Raw genomic sequence first — 21,816 nt, 5'->3', positions numbered from 1 at the left:
TTATTAAAGTATGTAATCAAATCGAAGTAATCTTCGATTTTAATCCTTATTATTTAGCAATTTTATCTATATCGAAGATACCAGAAAAACTGCTTTTATGTTGACTCCCTGTCAACGGAAACGCATTCTACATCGAATAAAGTTACAGTCAACTATTAAATTCTTTTTTTATTTTAACTGCTCAAAAAGCGGCTTATTTGCTGTATTTTTTTACCTAAAAATAAAAAACAGCCTAAATAATGAAGTCTTATTGACTCTGTGATTTTAATTCGGGCCATGCGGCTTTAAAATAACTCACTAACGTTGATACTGTTAATACCGTTGCGATGAAATAAAAAAAGTATGCTGCGTAGTTAATCACTTCATGAGGTAAATAAAAGAGTATTAACGGAATATCATAATCAGGGCGCCAAATTAACCCCATAATGCCTAACATTTGTGCCGCTGTTTTATACTTCCCCATATCAGAGACAGCAATAACATCACGCTTTCCTCGTGAAGACATGAACTCACGTAAGGCACTAATAAAAATTTCTCTCGCTATCATGATAATAGCAGGAATGGCAACTAACCACGTTTGATAGTCGTGCACTATCATGACTAAAGCGGCTACAACCATTAATTTATCAGCAACAGGGTCAATAAAGGCTCCAAATGCGGATGACTGATTTAATTTTCTCGCTAAATAACCGTCTAGCGCATCACTGACAGAGGCAGTCCAAAAAATGGCAAAGGCGCCAAAGTGGCTCCACGATAACGGTAAATAAAAAACAATAATAAAAACAGGGATCAATATGATCCGAAATAAGGTAATTTGGTTAGGAATTGTCCACATAGTTCTTTACTTCAGCATTTCGCTTCACAGCAAGTATTATGCACATTAGTTTACACAAGTTCACACGCTAGATACAATCACTTGTCATGCAAAGCATCATAAATATTTCTAGCTAAGACTTTACTGATGCCTGGCACTTTTTCTAAATCTGATAATTCGGCTTTTTTAACTTCTTGCATGCCACCTAAAAACGTCAGTAATGCTTGACGTTTTTTAGCGCCAACCCCCTCTATTGACTCTAAGGTAGACTTTTTAGCTACTTTTTGACGTTTTGCTCTATGACCAGATATGGCAAAGCGATGTGACTCATCACGAATATGCTGTACCAAATGCAAGGCTGGTGAAGTTGCAGGTAATGAGATAAGTTGATGGCTTCCTGCCAAAATTAACGTTTCTAGGCCCGGCTTACGTGACTCCCCTTTAGCAACACCGACTAATAATGGGGTATGTGGTAAATTCAATTGATAAAAAAATTCTTCTGCTTTGGCTAGTTGTCCTTTACCGCCATCAATAAAAATAATATCTGGCATTTTTTTTATTGAATCTTCATCGTTTGGTTTTATCTTTCCGTAGCGTTTATTCAAGGCAAATGCCATCGCAGCATAATCATCTCCTGGAGTAATACCATGCACGTTATAACGGCGATAATCAGACTTTAAAGGGCCCTCTTGATTAAAAACCACATTCGAAGCAACCGTTTGTTGCCCCATAGTATGGCTGATATCAAAACACTCAATACGATGAATACCATTAGATAACTCAAAGACTTCATTCAAAGCAGCGAATCTTGCCTGCATCGACTCTTTATGGCTATTTCTTGTCACTAGGGCAGTTTGTGCATTGGTATTAGCCAGTTTTAAATACTGTGCTCGCTCAGCCCGTAAACGATAAGAAATTTTTACCTCATGCTCTGCTTGCTTTGACAATAATTCCACTAAGGTTGTGTGTTGTTCTAAGCCCTCACTAATCACCACTTCTTTTGGGATATTACCTTGACCATTGTTTACTGGTTCATCAGACAAATAATGCTGTGCTATAAACGCTTCATAAATATCATTATCAGTTGATTGTGCTGGTACTGTTGGGAAGTAACTTTTGCTTCCTAAAATCTTGTGATCTCGAATACAAAGTAAATGGATACAAACTTGTGATTTGAATCGGTATAAACCAAGTACATCCATTTCTGCAGCAATACCACTGACATACTGCTGTTGCTGTACTTTTCTCAGCGTAGTAATTTGATCTCTATATTTGGCAGCCTGCTCAAAATCAAGCTGGTTACTGGCAGCTTCCATGCGTTTAACAAGTTGTTCTATTACACTGGTACTTTTACCTTTTAAAAATAGTTTAGCGAGTTCAACTTGCTGCTGATAATCTTCAATAGAAACTTTATCAACACAAGGGGCTAAACATCGACCCAATTGATGTTGTAAGCACGGGCGAGAACGAGCTCGATAATAGCTATCTTCACATTGCCTAATGGGGAATATTTTTTGCATTAAGCGTAAGCTTTCCCAAACAGCACCTACCGTTGGATAAGGACCGAAGTAATCGCCTTTTACACGTTTTCCACCTCGATGAAGCCCTAATTTAGGGTGCTTATGAGCAGTAATTAATAAATAAGGGTAAGATTTATCATCACGCAATAATATATTGTATTTAGGTTGGTATTTTTTAATGTAGTTATTTTCAAGAATTAACGCCTCCCCTTCCGTATGGGTCACCGTTACATCAATAGCACAAATTTGTGCTACTAACGCTTTGGTTTTGACTGAGCCAAGATCTTTGCGAAAATAACTCGCCAAACGCTTTTTTAACTGTTTGGCTTTACCAACATAAATAACCGTTTGCTCACCGTTATACATACGATAAACACCCGGCTGCTCAGTCACTGATTTTAGAAAGGCTTCATGGTCAAAAGCCGGCCTTTCGTTAACGCTTAATTCGCTCAAAACTATAATTGTTCTGTTTTTAACATACCATGTCGGATTGCGAGGTGGGTAAGCTCAACATCATTACCTACATCAAGCTTTTCAAACATACGGTAACGATAGCTATTAATTGTTTTAGTACTGAGATTCAATTGCTCAGAAATATCAGGCACCTTTTCGCCACGGGTAATCATTAACATAATTTGCAATTCACGATCAGAAAGTGAACTAAAAGGGTTCTCTTCTGCTGACTTAAATTGACTCAAGGCCATTTGCTGCGCTATCTGGGCAGGTAAATAGCGTTGTCCACTATTAACTGCTTTTATTGCATTAACCATTTCTTGTGCAGGAGTACCTTTAGTTAAATACCCTGCCGCGCCAATTTGCATGACCTTAGTAGGGAAAGGATCTTCACTATGCGCCGTTAATACGACTATTTTAGCCTCTGGGGCAAAGCGTAATATTTTTTTGGTTGCTTCTAAGCCACCTATCCCCGGCATGTCCATATCCATCATGATGACATCAGGCTCAGTGTGACGACAAAACTTTATCGCTTCTTCACCTGTTTCACACTCTTCTATAACCTTAAATCCTTTTACTTCATTGAGTATTTTACTTATGCCCGAACGTACTAGCTCATGATCATCAACTAATAATATGTTAATCAATGTCGGTTACCCTCTTGGAAGTCAATAAAATTACAGCTCATTATCTTTAAGCCAACTATTAAGTAGACCTATTTGACCATTTTTATAAGCCGCATAAGTCAATCTAACCGCGTTACTCAATATAATGCTATCAGACCAGTTTGTTTGCTCTGAAATCAATTGATAGCACACTTTCGCTTCCGGCGATAAATAACCACGCATTTCTTGTTTGCCGCGCTCTTTTTGTCGCTCACGATAACGCTTTTGCTTTTCAGCATTTGTCATCGCCTTTTTTTTCTTTTTAACCGTTTCGTCCATTTTATTCTCTATAGCACTTCAAGCTTCGACAACTGCCTACTATGTTACTCCGCCCTAGTCATTTTGCAATGATGTCTTGGATATAATTAAACAAGAAAAGGTAATTTTTATCATGAAAATGCTTTTTTTTAACTGTTCAGAGTTGTTTAGTGTACAAGTGTTCGCTAAAGTAGCGGCCTAGAATTTATCATACAATCAATTTAGGCAAAAAATATGGCAATGGCACCACAAAGTTCGTATAGCAAAGACGATTTAATCAAGGCAGGAACTGGCGAAATGTTCGGCGAGGGTAACTCGCAACTACCTAGCGATAATATGTTAATGATGGATCGCATCGTAACTATTACAGAAGATGGTGGAGAGCACGGTAAAGGTTACATTTTAGCTGAACTAGATATTACACCAGACTTATGGTTCTTCGATTGTCACTTTAAAGGTGATCCGGTAATGCCTGGTTGTCTAGGCTTAGATGCCATGTGGCAGTTAGTTGGTTTTTTCTTGGGTTGGTCTGGTGGCCCAGGTAAAGGTAGAGCATTAGGTGTAGGTGAAGTAAAATTTACTGGTCAAATATTACCAACAGCTAAAAAAGTTACCTTTAAAATAGATATGAAGCGTGTCATTAAACGTAAATTATTTATGGGTCTTGCTGATGGCAGTGTCAGTGTTGATGGTCGTGAAATTTATACGGCAAAAGATCTTAAAGTGGGTTTATTTGCTGACACTACAAGCTTTTAATCAATCCTTGTTAGTTATGCAGTAAAACCGTTAAGCGCCGAAAGCTTAACGCAAGCATGAAGCAAAAGTGTAGCTATTAAAGCAATAAGCCCAGCAAATCGCTGGGCTTATTTTATTCGTTATTTAAAAAGTTATGAATTAAAAGTTGTAGGCTTATAGCCATAAATCACTCTATTGATTATTTAAATAAGCCTTGTTGTCTGTCTTCTATGGCTTCACGCCAACCACCTAACCATTGTGACTTAATTGCTGCGCTTTGGTAAGGGCATTGTTCTTTTGAACGTCCAGATATACCCGCTTGGTAACCTCTTGTATGAGCCCTATCTTGGCGGTCTCGTTTTTGCCGTTTCATCATTAATGCACGCTCCTTTATTTTTATCACTTTCATACTAAAGCTAGTTAAAAAGCAGTAAAAAAACAATGTCAATAATAGAGAAATTTACGGAATAATTTTAAGCGCTTGATTGCTTAGTGTATTTAGTGACAATAAAAAAACAAAAAGCACCCAATCAGGTGCTTTTAATTAAAAATGTTCGCAAATAATAAAAGAAATGCTTATTTAAATAGTCTGCGACGGAAAGCTAAAAGTGCAAATAACAAGCCGGTACTTGCAAAACTAACGCTGGCACCTTGGCGTATTACTTTTCCTTCTTCTTCCGCGGTACATACTTCGCCATCTTCAGGCATAGGCTTTAAGCTAATGGCTCTTACTACATCTTCTTGTAGAGGTTCACCACTTTCATCACGCATGATTTCACCTTTAGCGTCACGGCGGTCCGCTTTAACCACGGCGGTTGCTGATATCAAGCCATCATCAGTAATACCACGTGCTTCAATGATGTCGTAGGTTTGACGCAAATTACAGGCGATAAGATTATTTAAATTTAAAAAGCTATCATCATACATGTTATAAACAAATGCAGCCGTTCTACGCGGGTTTAAAGTACTTTCGTTATGCGTTTCAATTTCCCCTTCACCCACAATCAAACCACTGTTATTAATTGCTCGTGCGGTAGAATCAGAGCCAGTGAAAAAGTCAGTTGGCAATACCATTTCAATTTCTTCTTCACTAACCGAGGTGTCTACATAAAAAAACTTATTAACTCCTCGACCGTTAATGGCTTTAGTAATATGCCCTACCGCAATACCTGCATCATTAATATCATAAGCACGTGAACCGCCTTCATCATTTTCATGCTCACCTGATAAGTCAATTACGTTTCCGTCTTTATAGGCAACGGCATATTGAAAGTTTCTTCTTTCATTAACATCAGGATCTGTAACAGACTCATCATCAAAACCATCTGCGTAGCCTACTGCAACACCATCAATATTGACGGCTAAGGCATAACTAGAGTATGAGCGCTCATCATCTGGATGTGGCGTAACCAATAGACCTAGCTCTTCTACGACAGGAGTGCCATTAGGGTCTAAAGTGGCCTTAAGTGCCATCATATGATACGGGTTACCAGATGAGCTTATTAATGTTGCTGCAATACAAGCTTCTAGAGGCATCATATCGGGTACGATATCAGTATCGGCACAGGTACCTTGTTTATTTTCGTCATCACTATTATCAGGATTATCTCTACCTTCAATAGCTTCAAGGTATGATTGCGTTATTTTATAACTACTAAAGCCAACAGCGACACCAGCTTCACTGACATCAAGTACCGCAGAACGACCACCACCGTATTGTGTCTCAAAGGGGATAACTTCAAAAGTTTCAGCACCTAAATTATATGAGAAAAAACCACGGATATTGTGTTCGCTTATCCAAAAAACATGTTCCTCACCATCAACATCTTCGTATGGCTCAGAAGGTAAATAAGGCGCTGTTGCTGTGCCGTATGATATACCACTATCAGTAATGCCACTGACAATATCTATGGTTGAACGGGTTAGTGTATCTGTACCTTCAAAAGGCTCATCCCACAAATTAAAGTCTTTAGTTTCACCATTTACATTTGTCATGGCAATAGTGTCACCAACTTTTTGATACTCAATATTAGTACCTACACCACTTGTAGAGTCTTGAAGCCAGCGAATAACCCAAGCTAAATCATTGGCAGTAGGGTTTCCCGCTCTTAGAGCATCACTATCTTCAATAAAATTTAATCCGTGAACACCTAAATAACGATTAAAAGCATAAAACTCTATTGAAGTGAAATCGTCTTCATCTAAATAATCAAATTGCACAGGGAAGTTATATATACTGGTACCTGATATTGCCATATCACCAGCATTATTTTGATGTTGTGCGTAGGTATATTTAAGTTTTTCTGCTTCACCTTGATCAATTAACTCATAAGTAGCAGCATTCACATTGCTAATAAGGCTTACATTCAAAGCAGCGGTAATACCTGCCGCCAATACTGATTTTACAAATTTGTTCATTCTACTACTTAACTCTTACTTAAAATTCAAATTAATTACTGCTCGTCTAACGCTTGCCATCTGGTATAGGCAAGGTCGAGTTTTGACTCATATTCTGCTAGCTGGTTCAATATATTTTTAGTGTAATCAGCTTCCTGACTAAAAAAGTCAGCTTGATTTACTTGTTCTTGCAACTGAGAAATTTCATTTTCAAGGTTATCTATTATCTCTGGTAACTCAGCCAATTCACGTGTTTCTTTGTATGAAAGCTTCTTCTTAGTTTGAGACTTATCTTGTGAAGGTGCTTTACTCCCTGCTTTGTTTTCTGCTTTATTTTGCTCAGAGACCTTCTTATTTGCCGATGATAACTGTAATTGCCTTTGCTCTTCTTTTAAGGCTAAATAACTATCAACATCATCATAACCACCCACGATTTGGTTTATGCTACCCGTACCATCAAAGTATAAGCAGGTATTAACACAATTATTGACAAAATCTCGATCGTGGCTGACTAAAATAACTGTTCCAGCGTAATTTGCAACAACTTCTTCTAAAAGCTCTAAAGTTTCTATATCCAAATCATTGGTTGGCTCATCTAGAATCAACAAATTACTTGGACGTAAAAATAACCGCGCCAGTAGTAAACGGTTCTTTTCACCACCTGATAGCGCTCTTACCGGTGTACGAGCACGTTTAGGACTAAAGAGAAAATCTTGTAAGTAACCAAGCACATGGCGTGTTCTGCCATTAACAGTCACTTCTTGTTTACCTTCACCAACAATATCTTGCACTGTTTTATCTAAATCAAGTGCTTCACGGTGTTGATCAAAATAAGCAACATCTAAATTAACACCTGAGCGCATTTTGCCACTGGTAGCAGACAGCTTTTCCATTATAAGCTTTATTAAGGTCGACTTTCCGGTTCCATTTGCGCCGATTAAGGCTAAACGATCATTTCGATTGATCAGTAGGTTCAAGTCATTAATCACCACTTTATCATCAAACGCGACACTAACACCTATAGCTTCAAAAACAAGCTTACCTGAGCGCTCACCTTGGCTAATTTTCATTGTACTTTGATTACGCACTTCACGACGGGCTTTGCGCTCTAACCTTAACTTTTCTAAGGCGCGAACACGCCCTTCGTTACGGGTTCTTCTGGCTTTAATTCCTTGGCGAATCCAAGTTTCTTCTTCAGCTAATTTTTTATCAAATAACGCATTTTGTTGTACTTCAACTTGTAAATCATGCTGCTTCTGCTCGATATAAAGATCATAATCACCAGGATAGCTTTTCAATTGACCACGATCTAAATCTAAAATACGCGTAGATAAGCCTCGAATAAACGCCCTGTCATGACTAATAAAAATGATAGTGCCAGCAAAATCTTTTAAGAATTTCTCAAGCCACAAAACACTTTCAATGTCTAAATGGTTAGTTGGCTCATCAAGTAATAAAATGTCAGGGTTCGTCACTAAGGCTTTGGCTAACGCGACTTTACGTAACCAACCACCAGATAAGTCACTAATTTTAGCATCTGCATTGAGTGATAACGTACTCATTACTTGCTCAATGCGCTGTTCATCTTGCCATGCGCCAGCCTGTTCAAGCTCTTCTTGTACTTTAGCTAATTTGTTTAAATTCTTTTCACTTGGATCTTCACCTATAAGGTGAATTAAGTGATGGTATCTACTGATTAAATCAGCGTTTTCACTAACCCCTTGTGCAACATAATCAAAAACATTCATCTCTGAAGATTCTGGTGGATCCTGCTCTAACATCGCTAATTGCATAGTGCTAGATTTTAAGATCTGTCCATCATCTAAATTTTGAAGACCCATCAACACCTTCATTAAGGTTGATTTACCGGCGCCATTTCGACCAACCAAACAAATTCGTTCGCCTGACTGCACGCTCAATTCAGCTTTATCTAAAATTTTATCTTCACCAAAAGCAAGTTCGCCGTTGGCTATTCTTAATAATTCCATTGATTTATTTAACCTTTTGTTAGCGCTAATACTTGCTCGGCAGTAAAAGGCCAAAATAATTTTTGATTATCGCTTGAGTTTTCATGTAACTGCTCTAAAACCGGAATATGCACACCATAGAGCTCAACTAAAGTTTTTGATTCGTGACTTACGCGTTCATTATCAACTATGTCTATTTCTTCAAGATCATCAGAGCTTAATACTGATAAACATATCGCTAAAGCTTGCTCACACAAATGGCAACCTTCGCTAGAGTACAGGTTATATTTTGTCATTATTTGGCTCGAGTGATAGACCAACTATTATGAATATGTTTATTGCGGGCAAAATCTTTATCTCGGGTAATTTCCGACATCGCTTTTGCCTGCAAACCTAATTTTTCCATAGCGTCAAAATCCATTTTGAAATTACGTTTATTATTAGTGAAAAATATTTCACCGCCCTCTGCTAACGAATTTAAAGCATCAGTGATGAGCGCTACATGATCACGCTGCACATCAAAACTATCTTCCATGCGTTTCGAATTTGAAAATGTCGGCGGATCAATAAAAATCAATTCAAACTGCTGACTATTTTTTTTAAGCCAATCTAAGCAGTCAGCTTGTATAAATTGATATTTATGACCATTTAATTTATTTAAGGCAAAGTTATCTTGAGCCCAATTTAAATAGGTGTTGGACATATCAACTGTAGTGACTGAGTTTGCCCCATGTAATGCGGCTTGTACTGACACTGAACCTGTGTAGGCAAATAAGTTAAGTAAACTTTTACCTTTACTTTTTTTAGCAACAATTTGACGTGTTTTCCTATGATCAAGGAACAAGCCTGTATCAAGATAATCCCATAAATTTACTTTAAATAATGCGCCATGCTCATTGATTACAACTGACTGTTTTGACTTATCAACCCGCTGGTATTGATTACTACCTTTTTGCTTTGCGCGCGTTTTTAAAACAACTTTATCCGTTGGTACTTCGAGTACCTTTGGCGCCCAATAGATAACCTCTTGCAAACGTTTCGACGCTTTATCGGCATCAATGCTCTTAGGCGGCGCATATTCTTGAATCACTAAATATTCACCATAAACATCTACCGCAACATTGTATTCTGGAATATCCGCATCATAAAGGCGATAACAATCAATATCACCCGACTTTAACCATCCTTTGAGAGTTTTACGGTTTTTCTTCAATCGATTAGCAAAGGCACTATCTTGCTCTGCAAAGTTTGCATTTGGGTTGGCAGCATCTTTTTCTAATTGCTTTTCATCTAAGTTATAAAGCGCTAACTGGCAATCTAATGGGCCATTTTTAAACTTGTAGCGTTTAAAGCTCGACAATTTCAACATGGCTAATAAATCTATATTGGCGGTTAATATTGCCACTCGCCAATCTAAAAACTGTGCTTTTAGTTTTTGCCCCAGTAACACAAAGTTTTCAACCAACTCAGGTAGTTCACCAATACGCTCACCATAGGGTGGGTTAAATAATATCGTGCCCGCTTGGCCATACGTATTATTTATGTCATTAGTGTTTTGACATTTAAACTCGATAAAGCGTTGCACATTAGCGTTACGGGCATTTTGCTGAGCTGTTTTTAATACGCGCGAGTCAAGGTCAACACCAAACACTTTTAAATGATTTATATGCGCTTGTTCAAGTGCTTCAGATGAGCTATCAATTGCTTGAGTTAACTGTGTCTGCCATAGCTCATCATCATGTTGTAACCAAGCATCAAATCCCCAAGCGTGTCGATTAATTCCTGGTGCTTGCTGAGTTGCCATAGCAACCGCTTCAATGAGTATGGTGCCCGAGCCACACATAGGATCAACCAGAGGTTTGCTAGTATCAGCTAACCAACCCGAGCGAATTATTAGTGCTGCCGCTAAGTTTTCTTTTAATGGCGCTGCGCCAGAATGTTCACGATAACCACGTTGAAATAAACCACGGCCTGAAAAATCTAAATAAATACTGACATTATCTCGTAATAAACGTGCTTGAAAGCTAATTTCAGGCGCTGATTTATCAACATTCGGCCTTTCTAGCCCTTGGTCACGAAATTGATCAACAATCGCATCTTTAATGGTTAAGCCGCCAAATTGACTATTACGAATTTCGTCACTATAACCGACAAAATCAATGGCAAAACTTGTTTCTGAGTTAAAGTGAGATAACCAATTAATAGCACTAGCCGTGTTGAATAATTCTGTTTTATTTTTTGCTTCACCCTCACCTATTTTCAGCATCACTCTTGTTGCCAAACGTGTCCATAAAGCTATTTTATAGCCTAATGCCAGTGAAGCATTAAAATAAACACCTTCAGGCTTTTGCACAACTTGCTCAGCACCTAATTGTTTCATTTCTTCACTTAGTAAAACTTCAATACCAGGGGAAGTTAAGGCTAAAAATTGTTGGGTGGTTTGTGACATGGTGTTATTCCTAAAGAAAGCTGCGCGGGATTATAACGAAAGACGGGCTATACATAAACAATACTTACAAGAATTATTAGTTTAAGCATGGCTTTATCGATTTCAAATTTATACGCTGTCATAGCGATAAATCTCGCTAGCGGTATACTATAAAAACACTTACACTTAACTGTGTAGATATAGCTTTTTTAATTTAATAACAAGAAGATGACTGCAAATAGATGACTAGCAAGCGTAATTATGTTGATAGCCAAAATGCTTTAGTACTTACCGGTGGTGGCGCACGTGCTGCTTACCAAGTGGGTGTACTTTCTGCTATTGCTAAGTTTGTTCCTAGAAATCATGGTATTCCGTTCCCTATATTGTGTGGAACATCAGCAGGTGCCATTAATAGCACAGCGTTAGGTTGTTACGCTTCTTGCTTTCATCTTGGGGTAAAAAAGTTAGAGTGGGTTTGGAAAAACTTAGATACAGCTAAAATCTACCACAATAATACCCAAGGGGTCTTTGGTCATATTGGCCGGGGTATGCTGGCAAGTTTCCAAGCTGATTATGCTAATAAATTACCACGAAGTTTACTCAATAGTGCTCCGCTTAGAGAGCTCTTAAAACAAGTGATGGATTTTAAGCGCATCGATCATAATATTATGCGTGGTTATCTTTCGGCGATTTCGGTAACAGCTTCAAGCTATAGTACCGGTGACTCGATTAGTTTTTATCAGTCTAGTGATGACATTTTACCTTGGCAAAGAGCAAAACGTTCAGGGCAAGCTTGCCAATTAAATCGCGAGCATTTAATGGCATCCGCTGCAATTCCTATCGTTTTTCCTTCGGTAAAAATAAAAAATCAACACTTTGGTGATGGCTCAGTGCATCAATTATCGCCCTTAAGTCCGGCCATTCATTTAGGGGCTAAACGCATCTTTGTGATTGGTGTTGAACAACCTAAAGAGCCACTACACGTCAATGAAAATAATCCTCACCCGCCTACAACAGCAACTATTGCGGGGCATTTACTCGACTCTATTTTTGCCGACACCATGAATAGCGACCTAGAAAGAATGTCTCGTATTAATAACACGTTAAAGCTGATACCTGATAAGGACAAAGCACAGGTTGAAGGTTTAAAGCACATCGACAGTTTAGTGATTAACCCTAGCCATGATTTCAATGCTATCGCCGTCAATTATTATCAAGAACTCCCCTTACCCGTACGGTTATTATTACGCAGTATGGGCATAAGTAATGACTCAGAATCGAGTATTATTAGTTACTTATTATTTGAAAAGAATTTTTGTGGTGAATTGATAAAACTTGGCTATAACGATGCGATGGAAAAAGAACATCAAATTAAGAACTTTCTCCATTTATATCCGCCAACGAGCCACAAAAAGAATAGTAAGGCTAATAAATAGGTTTATACACCTTCATGCATAAAACGCTCAGCACGCTCTATACGTCTGGGGTTACCTCGAACAACCAAGGTATCTTGTGCTTGTAAAACGGTATTTTCATCAGGTGACTCTATTTCTTCCCCACCACGCTTAAGCGCTATAATATGAACACGTCGTTTTAATAATTTAAGTGAAGCTAACGACTTATCACAAGCAAAGGAGCTTTCTGTAATTAAAATAGCATGTGCAAACTCAATGCGGTCAATAGCCTCTGGGCTCATATCTGTATGCTCCCCTTGAAAGAAACCATGTAGATGGTTGTAATGGCTTTTCCGCTCTTTCTGCACTCGGCGCATAATACGAGAGAATGGTACGCCGGTAAGTGATAACACTTGTGAAACAAGCATTAAACTACCTTCTAAGCTTTCGGGTACTACTTCATTAGCGCCTGCATTATAAAGCATATCAAGTTGATCATCGTTACGGGTTCTCACTAAAATAGGCACCTCTGGCGATAATGCACGTACTTTTTGAATTACTTCAACTGATTGTTTATCATCACCAAACGCGATAACCACCAATTTTGCTTTTGACAAATGGGCAGCATTGAGTAACTCCGTTTGCCTTGAAGAACCAAAAAGAACGTTCTCACCCGCTTCTCGAGCGGTTCGAGTACGTAAAGGATCAATATCTACTGCAACAAAGTCGATTGATTCTTGCTTTAAAAAACGGCTCACAGTTTGCCCAATGCGACCAAAACCACAAATAATTACGTGATCTTCTAGTTTTTTCTTTTCGGGTAATTGTTCTAAATCATGACTTTGTGGAGACTTTTCTTGACTTAAGAAAATAGACCATGAGCGTGCGTTATCAATCATATAAGGGGTAATTGCCATACTGACGACACCGGCGCCTAATAACATGGATGACACATCGCTAGGTAATATTTCTACTTGATTTGCCAGTGCAATCAACACGAAACCAAATTCCCCCATTTGCGCCAACATCAAACCAGAAGCCCAAGCATCTTTACTAGACTCTCCTGCTCTAACCGCTAACACTTTAATAACCATCAGTTTAACGATCATGAAAGAAGCCATTAATGCCAAAATAGTAAACGGCGAAGATAAAATTACCGCTACATCTAACTTCATACCGACAGTAATAAAGAACAAACCTAATAAGATATCGCGATAAGGGCGTATATCTGCTTCAAGCTGATGTTTATATTCACTTTCTCCAAGCATCATACCTGCAAGAAATGCCCCTAAGGCCATAGATAACCCAAACCACTGAGTAAACGCTGACGCCAGTAATGTCACTAATAATGTCGTTAATACGAACAACTCATCTGTTCTTACTTGAGCAATAATATTAAATACTTTAGGGAGTAACCATTTACCAATAAAGAGTAATAAAGTAACAACGACCACACCTTTAAACATAGCAAGCAACAAGGCCAGCACCATAGAACTCTCGCCATCACCCGCTAACATTGGAATAATGATTAAAAGTGGTACAACAGCAACGTCTTGGAATAATAAAATTGCCACAGATAATTGGCCAGATTTACGTTTCATCGCGCCAGTTTCACTTAACTGCCTAATAACTATAGCGGTTGAAGATAACGCTAAGATACTGCCAACGACAAAAGCAGCCTCAAAACTCAAACCAAAAAACATCCCGGCTATTAAGAAAATAACCAGCGAAATGCCCACTTGTAAACTTCCAACCGCAACCACTAAATGACGCATCGCCATTAGGCGAGGTAAAGAAAACTCGAGACCGAGAGTAAAAAGTAGAAAGACAATGCCTAACTCAGCAAAGTGATCATAATCAACATGCTCTTGGGCTATATTTAACCCATGCTCGCCAACTAACATACCAGCAACAAGGTATGCGAGAATCGCAGGTAGTTTTAAACGTCTAAAGACCCATACCGTCAGCACTGCACTAAACAGTATGGCTAAAATATCAAAATGACCGTTCACACCTATTCCTTAATGCTATATGCCTAAGTGGCAAACTGTTTGCCATGCGGCAACTCATTGCCGCCAAAGTTCTGACTGAAAAAACGAGAAAATAAAACCCTCTTTATCACTGTAATTTTGGCAATATTTAAACTAATAATCAAATAGTTAACAAAATTAAAAACATATACCTTATGTTTACCTCTTTGACTACATTATGGAACAGTATTTGCAGCAAGCTAAACATATCATGGAAATGATCCGATTTTAGCGTAGCAGTTTAATATTTCATTGCTGTCTACTAATAACGAAAGAGTGAGAAACAAGTATGCAAACACTTAATATACTTGATAATCCGTCAGCGTCACTAAATGTTTTCAATAACTATGTAAACGAAAGACGTCAATACAAAAATAATAATGTTGGTTTATTAGAACAATTACAAACTACCCTTGATTTAGACAAGTTACTTGATATTTTTGCTAAAGAAGCGGCTCGCTTTGTTAGCTTTTCAAGTCTGTATTTTAAAAATCAAATGATTAGCAAAACTTTACGTGGTAGTAAAAAAGCGAAACAAGAGCGCTTGTTTGAATTAAAGCTTAATGATGAATTTATTGGTACGTTAAGCTACGGTATAAACGTACCAATGAGTATGGCTCACCATACTGAGTTGAAGCGTATTCATCAGATCTTACTCTATCCTTTAAAAAATGCATTGCAATACAATCAAGCCATGCAACTCGCTATGCAAGACAGTTTAACTGGCTTAGGTAACCGCCGTTATTTTGATGAGCAATTAAAACGAGCCATGCATAATGCCAATCGTAATAAAGGGCAAGTAGGCTTAATACTAGGTGATTTAAACAAATTTAAAGCGATTAATGACACCTATGGTCATGGCGTAGGTGATCAAGTGTTAAGGCAGTTCGCTAATATACTGCGTGAATGCATTCGAGATTCTGACAGCATTTTCCGTTTTGGTGGTGATGAATTCGCCATTATTGTAGAACATGCGAGTGAATACGCCTTAGATATCATTCATAGCAGAATAGACAAAGCTTTGAAGAACAACGCCCTGCTCGCTAAGCATCAAGTAACATGTAGCTTAGGCACAACCTTTATGAATAGAGCAGACAATGAACATAGCTTGTTTGAGCGAGCTGATCAGGCGCTTTATCGACAAAAAGTGAATATGTCTAAGCCCTTTAGCCTAGTCTAAAAAGCATATAAAACAGTTAACTGAATTTTTAAAAAGAAGCCTTAGCGCTTCTTTTTAATTTTAGTGCTGTATTTTTTATGAGTTGATACTTTTTTCTTAGTGCTTTTTTTGGCGATAGATCGATTCTTATCTTGCGTAGCTCGATAACGGTTTTTACTAACACGTTTCTCATTGGCTTGAGCATACTCCAACGCTTCATCACGTTTCAATTCATAACCCGGCACAATAATTCGCTCAAATTGACGGCCAATAAGCTGTTCAATATTTTCTAAAAAACGCTCATCTTTTGGACTAACTAAAGAAATAGCTGTACCTGATTTACCTGCTCGCCCAGTTCTACCTACACGGTGAACATAGTCTTCCGCTAGAAAAGGTAAATGAAAATTAACCACGTAAGATAAATCATCAATATCTAGCCCACGCGCTGCAACGTCGGTAGCAACTAACACTCTTACTTTACCTTCAGTAAAATCAGCCAGAGCTTTGTTACGCGCCCCTTGCGTTTTATCACCATGACAAAGCGCCGCTTTAATACCGTCAAGCTTTAGTTCTTTCGCGAGAATATTGGCACTTTCTTTGGTACCAGCAAAAACCAAGACTTGTTGCCAGTTGTTAACACCTATTAACTCAGATAATAATTCTCGTTTTCTTGCTTCACTGACCCAGTAAACCGCTTGCTTCACTTTACCTGAAGTAGAGTTTTGTTTCGCGATGCCAATAGTTTTCGGTGTTTTTAAAATTTGATTGGCCAAAGATTTAACTTTATTTGAGTAGGTCGCTGAAAACATTAGTGTTTGATGATTAGATTTCATCGCTAATATCAGTTTTTCAATATCAGATAAAAAGCCCATATCTAGCATACGATCAGCTTCATCAAGCACTAAGAAACTTACTTGTGATAGATCTAGATTACGTAAGTTTAAGTGTTCTAACAAACGCCCTGGAGTGGCAATTAATACATCAACACCTTGCTTTAATAATTGAGTTTGAGACGCCATTTTACCACCGCCATAAACCACACCAACTCTTAACGGTAAAAACTGGCTATATGACTTCATATTATCGGCAACTTGTGCTGCTAATTCCCGTGTAGGCGTCAGTATTAAAGCACGAATACTGTGACTAAAGTTACCCGAGGCATGTGTGTCTTTGCTTGTTTTATCTTTAGCTAGCTTATCTAAAATAGGTAAGCTAAAGGCAGCAGTCTTTCCTGTACCTGTTTGAGCACTCGCTAATAAATCAACGCCAGAGCGGATAACAGGGATAGCTTGCTGTTGAATAGGCGTTAAATTTTTATATCCACAGGCTTTAACTGCTTTTAATAAATCTGCCGATAAACCAATCGCATCAACGCTCATATGTCACCTAAACTGCCTAAAATAAAATAAGGACGCGGATTATATACTTATGTGCAAAGATAAACAAAAGCTTTGATGATCGTAATACCGACAGGGAAAATCCTCCTCTCTTTATACATATTCACCTAAGTACTCTTATTTAGCCAAATCCTTTAAACAAATACATCATTTTGCTTGTGCTTGCGATTTTTCTATTTCATTAGCAATAGTTTGTGGTGAACCTGTATTGCGGCATAACCAATAATAAGCACCTGGCACAATAAATAGGGTAAACACACTCGCTAATGAAACCCCTGCAAAAATTACCACACCGATCACCATTCTACTTTCAGCACCTGGGCCTACTGCAAGCACTAACGGAATAGAGCTTGTTACTGTGGTAAAGGTTGTCATCACAATAGGGCGTAAACGCTGTTGTGCAGCACTAATTAATGCCTCTTCAAAAGCAAGGCCTTTATCACGTAACTGATTAGCAAACTCTACGATTAAAATACCATTTTTAGCGGCTAAACCTATCAGCATCACAATACCAATTTGGCTATAAATGTTTAAGCTCATGCCCATGAGTTCAAGGCCGGTTAAAGCCCCCACTAATGCCAAAGGTACCGTTAATAAAATAACAAATGGATGAATAAAGCTCTCAAACTGTGCTGCTAAAACTAAATAAGTAATTAATAACGCCAATAAGAATACAAATAAAATCGAACTGCCAGACTCTTTTAATAATAAAGATTCACCTTTGTAATCCAATTGAGCATGTTCAGGTAACTTGGTCTTCGCTATATTCTCCAAAAAGTTTAATGCTTCTCCTAACGGGTAATCATCTGCTAAGTCAGCCGTAATGGTTACACTTCGTAAACGGTTATAACGATTTAGTCGTGATGATGTCGCATCTTCCTTAATATGTAATAAGTTAGCTAATGGTATAAGTTTATTGGTGGTTTTTGAGCGGACATAGACATTATCAATATCTGTTGGGCTCTTATATTGCTTTTCATCCCCTTCAAGCATCACGTCATATTCTTCACCACGATCAACAAAGGTAGTAACTCGAGTTTTCCCTAACATGGTTTCTAATGTTCTAGCGATATCACCAACAGGCACACCTAAATCATAAGCTCTGTTTCGGTTTATTTGTACTAAGAGTTGAGGATAGGTTTCTTTGTAATCACTATTAATATCAATGAGTTTTGTGTTTTTTTGTGCTTCTTCAATAATAATATCCCGCCATTTGGCTAGCTCACTAAAGGTATTACCTTGAATAACAAATGATACCGGTGAGGAGTTACCACCACCGCCTATACCTCGGCGCATCCGAGCTGAAGCTCGCACATCAGTAACAGCCTTAACATCTTCATTTATTTTATTGATGAAACTAAACGTATCTACATTACGGCTCTGCCATTCAGGCATGCCAACTATCGCAATCCCGCCAGTACCACCAAAACCAGGCACACGTACAAGCACTCTATCTAGTTCACCTTGATCTTTATAAGCTAATAGTTTCTCTTCTATTTGTTGCATGTTTTTAACGTTATTTTCGTAACTTGCGCCCTCTGCACCTTGCATTACTACAAAGAAGTTTCCTCTGTCTTCTTTGGGGGTATATTCATTCGGTAATTGAATAAATAACAAGTACACTGCACTTAGGGATAACAATACTATCAAGCAAATAAGGATAGGTTGCTTAATGCTAGTTTTTAATGCTCTGCCATAGCTTGCTTCAAATTTAGCAAATGCGTTATCAAGTAGTTGACCAAATGACGAGCTACGCTCTCTATGCTTTAACATTTTCGAGCACATCATAGGCGTTAAAGATAATGCTGTTAAACTTGAAAAGACAACGGCTGCAGCAATGGCAATTGCAAACTCAGTAAATAATCGTCCGACATTACCTGATAAAAACACCAATGGCACAAACACAGCCACTAACACTAGGGTGGTTGCAATTACAGCAAAGGCAACTTCTCGCCCCCCTTCATAGGCTGCCATCAAAGGTTTTTGTCCTTGCTCTATTCGACGATATATATTTTCTAAAACAACTATCGCATCATCTACCACTAAACCAATTGCCAGTACTAAAGCCAACAGGGTTAATAAGTTAATAGAAAAACCAAACCATGATAACGTCATCATAGAGCCAATTAAGGCCACAGGCACAGTCACTGCAGGGATCAAGGTAGCACGAACATTTCCTAAGAACAGGAAAATAACCATTATTACCATCAACATGGCTATCAGTAAGGTGTTATAAACTTCATCTATCGAACCTTGAATAAAGACCGAACTGTCATAACTATTGGTAATAGTGGTACCAACAGGCAAGCTATCGCGAAGCTTAAACATTTCTTCGCGTGCGCTTTTTACAACCTCTAACGTATTGGCTTTGGACTGTTTAACTACCCCTAAACCAACCATATTTTTTCCATTGCCGCGAAACATATTTTCATCATCTTCAGCGCCAACAAAAACCTCTGCTACATCACCTAAGCGCACAAAAGAATTAGTCTCTGAGCGTGAAATAACCATGTTGGCAAAGTCTTGCTCTGTTAAATAGCTACGTTCAACTCGAATAGAAAAATCTCGGTCTATTGACTCAACTCTCCCAGCAGGTAGTTCAATATTTTCAGCACGTAAAGTGCTTTCAATATCACTGACAGTAACACCTCTTGCCGCCATTGAGGTGCGATCTAACAGTATTTTCATAGCATAAGTACGACCGCCTCCTACTCGTACTCTAGCGACACCGTCAACTACTGAAAAACGGTCAACAATATATCGATTGGCGTAATCGGTTAATTGCAAAGTGCTCATGGTTTCACTTTGCAAGACGAACCATACTATGACATTTTCATCATCATTTTCTTTTGACACTTGAGGTGGATCAGCTTGCTCTGGCAAGCTGCGAAGTGCTCTGGACACCCTATCTCTGACATCATTAGTTGCCGCATCAATATCACGGTTTAAATCGAACTCTATAGTAATACTAGAGCGTCCAACTCGACTAGAAGAGTTGATGGTTTTTACTCCTTCAACACCACTGATCCTATCTTCTAGCACCTGAGTTATTTTAGTTTCAACAATCGCAGCTGAAGCACCAAGATAAGAAGTAGAAATATTAACTACAGGGGGATCAATATCAGGGTATTCACGAAGAGGTAGCATTAAGAAAGCCACAATGCCAAAGGTAATAATCAGTAAGTTTAATACGGTTGCAAAAACCGGCCGCTTTACGGAAATATCTGACAATATCACTTAACTTTTACTCCCTTGAGAAGTACTTTGTTCAGTGCTTGCTTTAGATGTGGAAGCTGGCAATATTTTTACTGCAGAGCCATCACGTAATTTTAATGCGCCAGCGACAACAACCAACTCGTCTTGTTTCAAGCCTGAAAGCACTTCAACAAAACCTGGAGAGCGTCGACCTATTTTTATTGCTTTTCGAACTGCTTGTGATTGATTCACCACAAAAACATAATGTCTATCTTCTATGGGGATGATGGCACTTTCAGGTAGTTGCAATATTTGCTCAGCTTGATTTAGCACATTAATACTTAACATCATGCCTGGACGAAGGCTTAGCTGCGGGTTAGCAATATTAGCTCGTACTTTTATACTGCGAGTTTCAACATTCACACGGCTATCAATTGCAGTCACTCTACCCACAAAAACTCTATCTTTATAGGCACTGTTTAAAGCGTGAATTTCCTGACCAACTTGAATTGTGGTTAATAAGCGCTCAGGTAAATAAAAATCTACCTTAATGTGAGATAAATCATCAAGGCTTGTAATCAAGCTGCCTGAATCGATATAAGCACCTTGACTTATATTACGAAAACCAAGAATACCTGAAAAAGGCGCTCGAATATTAGTTTCATCCAACTTAATACGCGCACTTAATAATTGCGCTTCAATAATTTTAGTTTTAGCTATTTGTTGATCAACTAAAGACTTAGATGTTGCTCTATTGGATAATAACTCCGACAAACGCTGTAAGTGTGCTTCTGATTCAGACAAGTTCGCGGTTAATTCACTCACTTTCGCTTGCTCTTCGTCACTATTAAGCTTAACTAATAAGTCGCCCTTTTTAACCTGCTGACCATCGCTAAAATAGACTTCTTCAACTAAATCAGAATGTTTACTGGTTATTTCGACTTGTTCATTAGCTCTTGCGGTACCCAATGCTTCAACACTGGCGACAAATTCTGTGGTAACTACAGGGGTCACTTCAACGGATACCGGATTTTGTTGTTTATTTTCTGCAACTTGATCTTGTGGCCATTGAATGTAAGCAATTAAGCAGAACAATAAAATACAAATAATAAATAAAGGTAAGCGACTAGCAAAAGAGCTTTTAGTCTTCGTAGCTTGCTGATCTTGATTTTGTTCTGTCTTGGACATAAAGGCTTCTCGGCTAATGTAATTGCTGGTGTAACAATAGATTATTGTAACTGATAAGCGAAAAGATAACATTGAGCTAATAAGTCGTTTAACTCAAAAATTTAACCACTTAGCTTAAGTCAACTTAAGTTATGTAAAATTAAATAAAACAAGTTATTAAAAAGTGATGGCGTAATTCGCCCATGAAGGACATTATAAATATGTAAATATTACTTT

The 21,816-nt window shown here is 38.2% G+C and carries 16 protein-coding genes; 3 read left to right on the top strand and 13 right to left on the bottom strand.

Translation table 11 applies throughout. The annotated features are described in order from the left end of the window. Positions 1-247 precede the first annotated feature (247 nt). From pgsA to AC27GZ_RS08710, 4 genes are all read right to left on the bottom strand, one after another. Positions 248-835, bottom strand: coding sequence for a CDP-diacylglycerol--glycerol-3-phosphate 3-phosphatidyltransferase (gene pgsA, locus AC27GZ_RS08725; protein WP_487094579.1), 588 nt, complete (start codon positions 833-835; stop codon positions 248-250). 77 nt (positions 836-912) lie between these two features. Further along, positions 913-2,787 (bottom strand): excinuclease ABC subunit UvrC, encoded by a 1,875-nt coding sequence (uvrC, locus tag AC27GZ_RS08720; RefSeq protein ID WP_487094578.1) that lies wholly within the window; start codon positions 2,785-2,787, stop codon positions 913-915. 2 nt (positions 2,788-2,789) lie between these two features. Then, positions 2,790-3,434, bottom strand: coding sequence for a UvrY/SirA/GacA family response regulator transcription factor (uvrY, locus tag AC27GZ_RS08715; protein ID WP_487094577.1), 645 nt, complete (start codon positions 3,432-3,434; stop codon positions 2,790-2,792). 30 nt (positions 3,435-3,464) lie between these two features. Further along, the gene (locus AC27GZ_RS08710; protein WP_487094576.1) at positions 3,465-3,731 is read right to left on the bottom strand and encodes a hypothetical protein; all 267 of its coding nucleotides are present in this window, start codon (positions 3,729-3,731) and stop codon (positions 3,465-3,467) included. 219 nt (positions 3,732-3,950) lie between these two features. Here AC27GZ_RS08710 and fabA point away from each other — a divergent pair, with 219 nt between their 5' ends. Continuing rightward, positions 3,951-4,466, top strand: coding sequence for a bifunctional 3-hydroxydecanoyl-ACP dehydratase/trans-2-decenoyl-ACP isomerase (gene fabA, locus AC27GZ_RS08705; protein WP_487095251.1), 516 nt, complete (start codon positions 3,951-3,953; stop codon positions 4,464-4,466). Between the two features lie 178 nt (positions 4,467-4,644). Here the strand turns inward: fabA and rmf are convergent, their stop codons facing one another. From rmf to rlmKL, 5 genes are all read right to left on the bottom strand, one after another. After that, positions 4,645-4,818, bottom strand: coding sequence for a ribosome modulation factor (gene rmf, locus AC27GZ_RS08700; protein WP_487095250.1), 174 nt, complete (start codon positions 4,816-4,818; stop codon positions 4,645-4,647). A gap of 203 nt (positions 4,819-5,021) precedes the next feature. After that, positions 5,022-6,863, bottom strand: a complete 1,842-nt coding sequence (locus AC27GZ_RS08695; protein ID WP_487094575.1) for a DUF3466 family protein — start codon at positions 6,861-6,863, stop codon at positions 5,022-5,024. A gap of 35 nt (positions 6,864-6,898) precedes the next feature. Next, a complete protein-coding gene (gene uup / locus AC27GZ_RS08690) occupies positions 6,899-8,830 on the bottom strand; it encodes an ATP-binding cassette ATPase Uup (RefSeq protein WP_487094574.1) in 1,932 nt (643 codons plus the stop codon). Between the two features lie 8 nt (positions 8,831-8,838). Beyond that, positions 8,839-9,105 (bottom strand): glutaredoxin family protein, encoded by a 267-nt coding sequence (locus AC27GZ_RS08685; RefSeq protein ID WP_487094573.1) that lies wholly within the window; start codon positions 9,103-9,105, stop codon positions 8,839-8,841. Then, entirely contained in the window at positions 9,105-11,258 is a 2,154-nt protein-coding gene (gene rlmKL, locus AC27GZ_RS08680) for a bifunctional 23S rRNA (guanine(2069)-N(7))-methyltransferase RlmK/23S rRNA (guanine(2445)-N(2))-methyltransferase RlmL (RefSeq protein ID WP_487094572.1), read from the bottom strand. Before rlmKL ends, AC27GZ_RS08685 begins: the two co-directional genes overlap by 1 nt. Positions 11,259-11,479: 221 nt before the next feature. On the opposite strand from rlmKL, the gene AC27GZ_RS08675 reads away from it, so the two are divergent. Continuing rightward, the gene (locus tag AC27GZ_RS08675) at positions 11,480-12,673 is read left to right on the top strand and encodes a patatin-like phospholipase family protein (protein ID WP_487094571.1); all 1,194 of its coding nucleotides are present in this window, start codon (positions 11,480-11,482) and stop codon (positions 12,671-12,673) included. A 2-nt stretch (positions 12,674-12,675) separates the two neighbouring features. Here the strand turns inward: AC27GZ_RS08675 and AC27GZ_RS08670 are convergent, their stop codons facing one another. Beyond that, positions 12,676-14,643, bottom strand: coding sequence for a monovalent cation:proton antiporter family protein (locus AC27GZ_RS08670; RefSeq protein ID WP_487094570.1), 1,968 nt, complete (start codon positions 14,641-14,643; stop codon positions 12,676-12,678). A gap of 307 nt (positions 14,644-14,950) precedes the next feature. Between AC27GZ_RS08670 and AC27GZ_RS08665 the strand changes: the two genes are divergently transcribed. After that, positions 14,951-15,841, top strand: coding sequence for a GGDEF domain-containing protein (locus tag AC27GZ_RS08665; RefSeq protein WP_487094569.1), 891 nt, complete (start codon positions 14,951-14,953; stop codon positions 15,839-15,841). Positions 15,842-15,882: 41 nt separating this feature from the next. Here the strand turns inward: AC27GZ_RS08665 and AC27GZ_RS08660 are convergent, their stop codons facing one another. The 3 genes from AC27GZ_RS08660 to AC27GZ_RS08650 all read right to left on the bottom strand — a co-directional run bounded on the left by AC27GZ_RS08660 (position 15,883) and on the right by AC27GZ_RS08650 (position 21,600). Next, on the bottom strand, positions 15,883-17,199 hold the full coding sequence (locus AC27GZ_RS08660) for a DEAD/DEAH box helicase (protein WP_487094568.1): 1,317 nt from the start codon (positions 17,197-17,199) through the stop codon (positions 15,883-15,885). Positions 17,200-17,364: 165 nt separating this feature from the next. Then, positions 17,365-20,454 carry an efflux RND transporter permease subunit gene (locus AC27GZ_RS08655; RefSeq protein WP_487094567.1) on the bottom strand — a complete coding sequence of 1,030 codons (3,090 nt, stop codon included), beginning with the start codon at positions 20,452-20,454 and terminating at the stop codon, positions 17,365-17,367. Then, entirely contained in the window at positions 20,455-21,600 is a 1,146-nt protein-coding gene (locus AC27GZ_RS08650; protein WP_487094566.1) for an efflux RND transporter periplasmic adaptor subunit, read from the bottom strand. It abuts the gene before it with no gap. Positions 21,601-21,816 lie beyond the last annotated feature (216 nt).

This window comes from Colwellia sp. SU-HH00943, from assembly GCF_057546125.1.
The sequence above is the reverse complement of the archived record's forward strand: the minus strand, read 5'-3'. Positions and strand labels throughout refer to the sequence as shown.

Bases quoted from the DNA above. Each gene is read 5' to 3' on its own strand.
- pgsA (WP_487094579.1), bottom strand. From the start codon at position 835: ATGTGGACAATTCCTAACCAAATTACCTTATTTCGGATCATATTGATC.
- AC27GZ_RS08710 (WP_487094576.1), bottom strand. From the start codon at position 3,731: ATGGACGAAACGGTTAAAAAGAAAAAAAAGGCGATGACAAATGCTGAA.
- fabA (WP_487095251.1), top strand. From the start codon at position 3,951: ATGGCACCACAAAGTTCGTATAGCAAAGACGATTTAATCAAGGCAGGA.
- rmf (WP_487095250.1), bottom strand. From the start codon at position 4,818: ATGAAACGGCAAAAACGAGACCGCCAAGATAGGGCTCATACAAGAGGT.
- AC27GZ_RS08695 (WP_487094575.1), bottom strand. From the start codon at position 6,863: ATGAACAAATTTGTAAAATCAGTATTGGCGGCAGGTATTACCGCTGCT.
- uup (WP_487094574.1), bottom strand. From the start codon at position 8,830: ATGGAATTATTAAGAATAGCCAACGGCGAACTTGCTTTTGGTGAAGAT.
- AC27GZ_RS08685 (WP_487094573.1), bottom strand. From the start codon at position 9,105: ATGACAAAATATAACCTGTACTCTAGCGAAGGTTGCCATTTGTGTGAG.
- rlmKL (WP_487094572.1), bottom strand. From the start codon at position 11,258: ATGTCACAAACCACCCAACAATTTTTAGCCTTAACTTCCCCTGGTATT.
- AC27GZ_RS08675 (WP_487094571.1), top strand. From the start codon at position 11,480: ATGACTAGCAAGCGTAATTATGTTGATAGCCAAAATGCTTTAGTACTT.
- AC27GZ_RS08665 (WP_487094569.1), top strand. From the start codon at position 14,951: ATGCAAACACTTAATATACTTGATAATCCGTCAGCGTCACTAAATGTT.
- AC27GZ_RS08660 (WP_487094568.1), bottom strand. From the start codon at position 17,199: ATGAGCGTTGATGCGATTGGTTTATCGGCAGATTTATTAAAAGCAGTT.
- AC27GZ_RS08650 (WP_487094566.1), bottom strand. From the start codon at position 21,600: ATGTCCAAGACAGAACAAAATCAAGATCAGCAAGCTACGAAGACTAAA.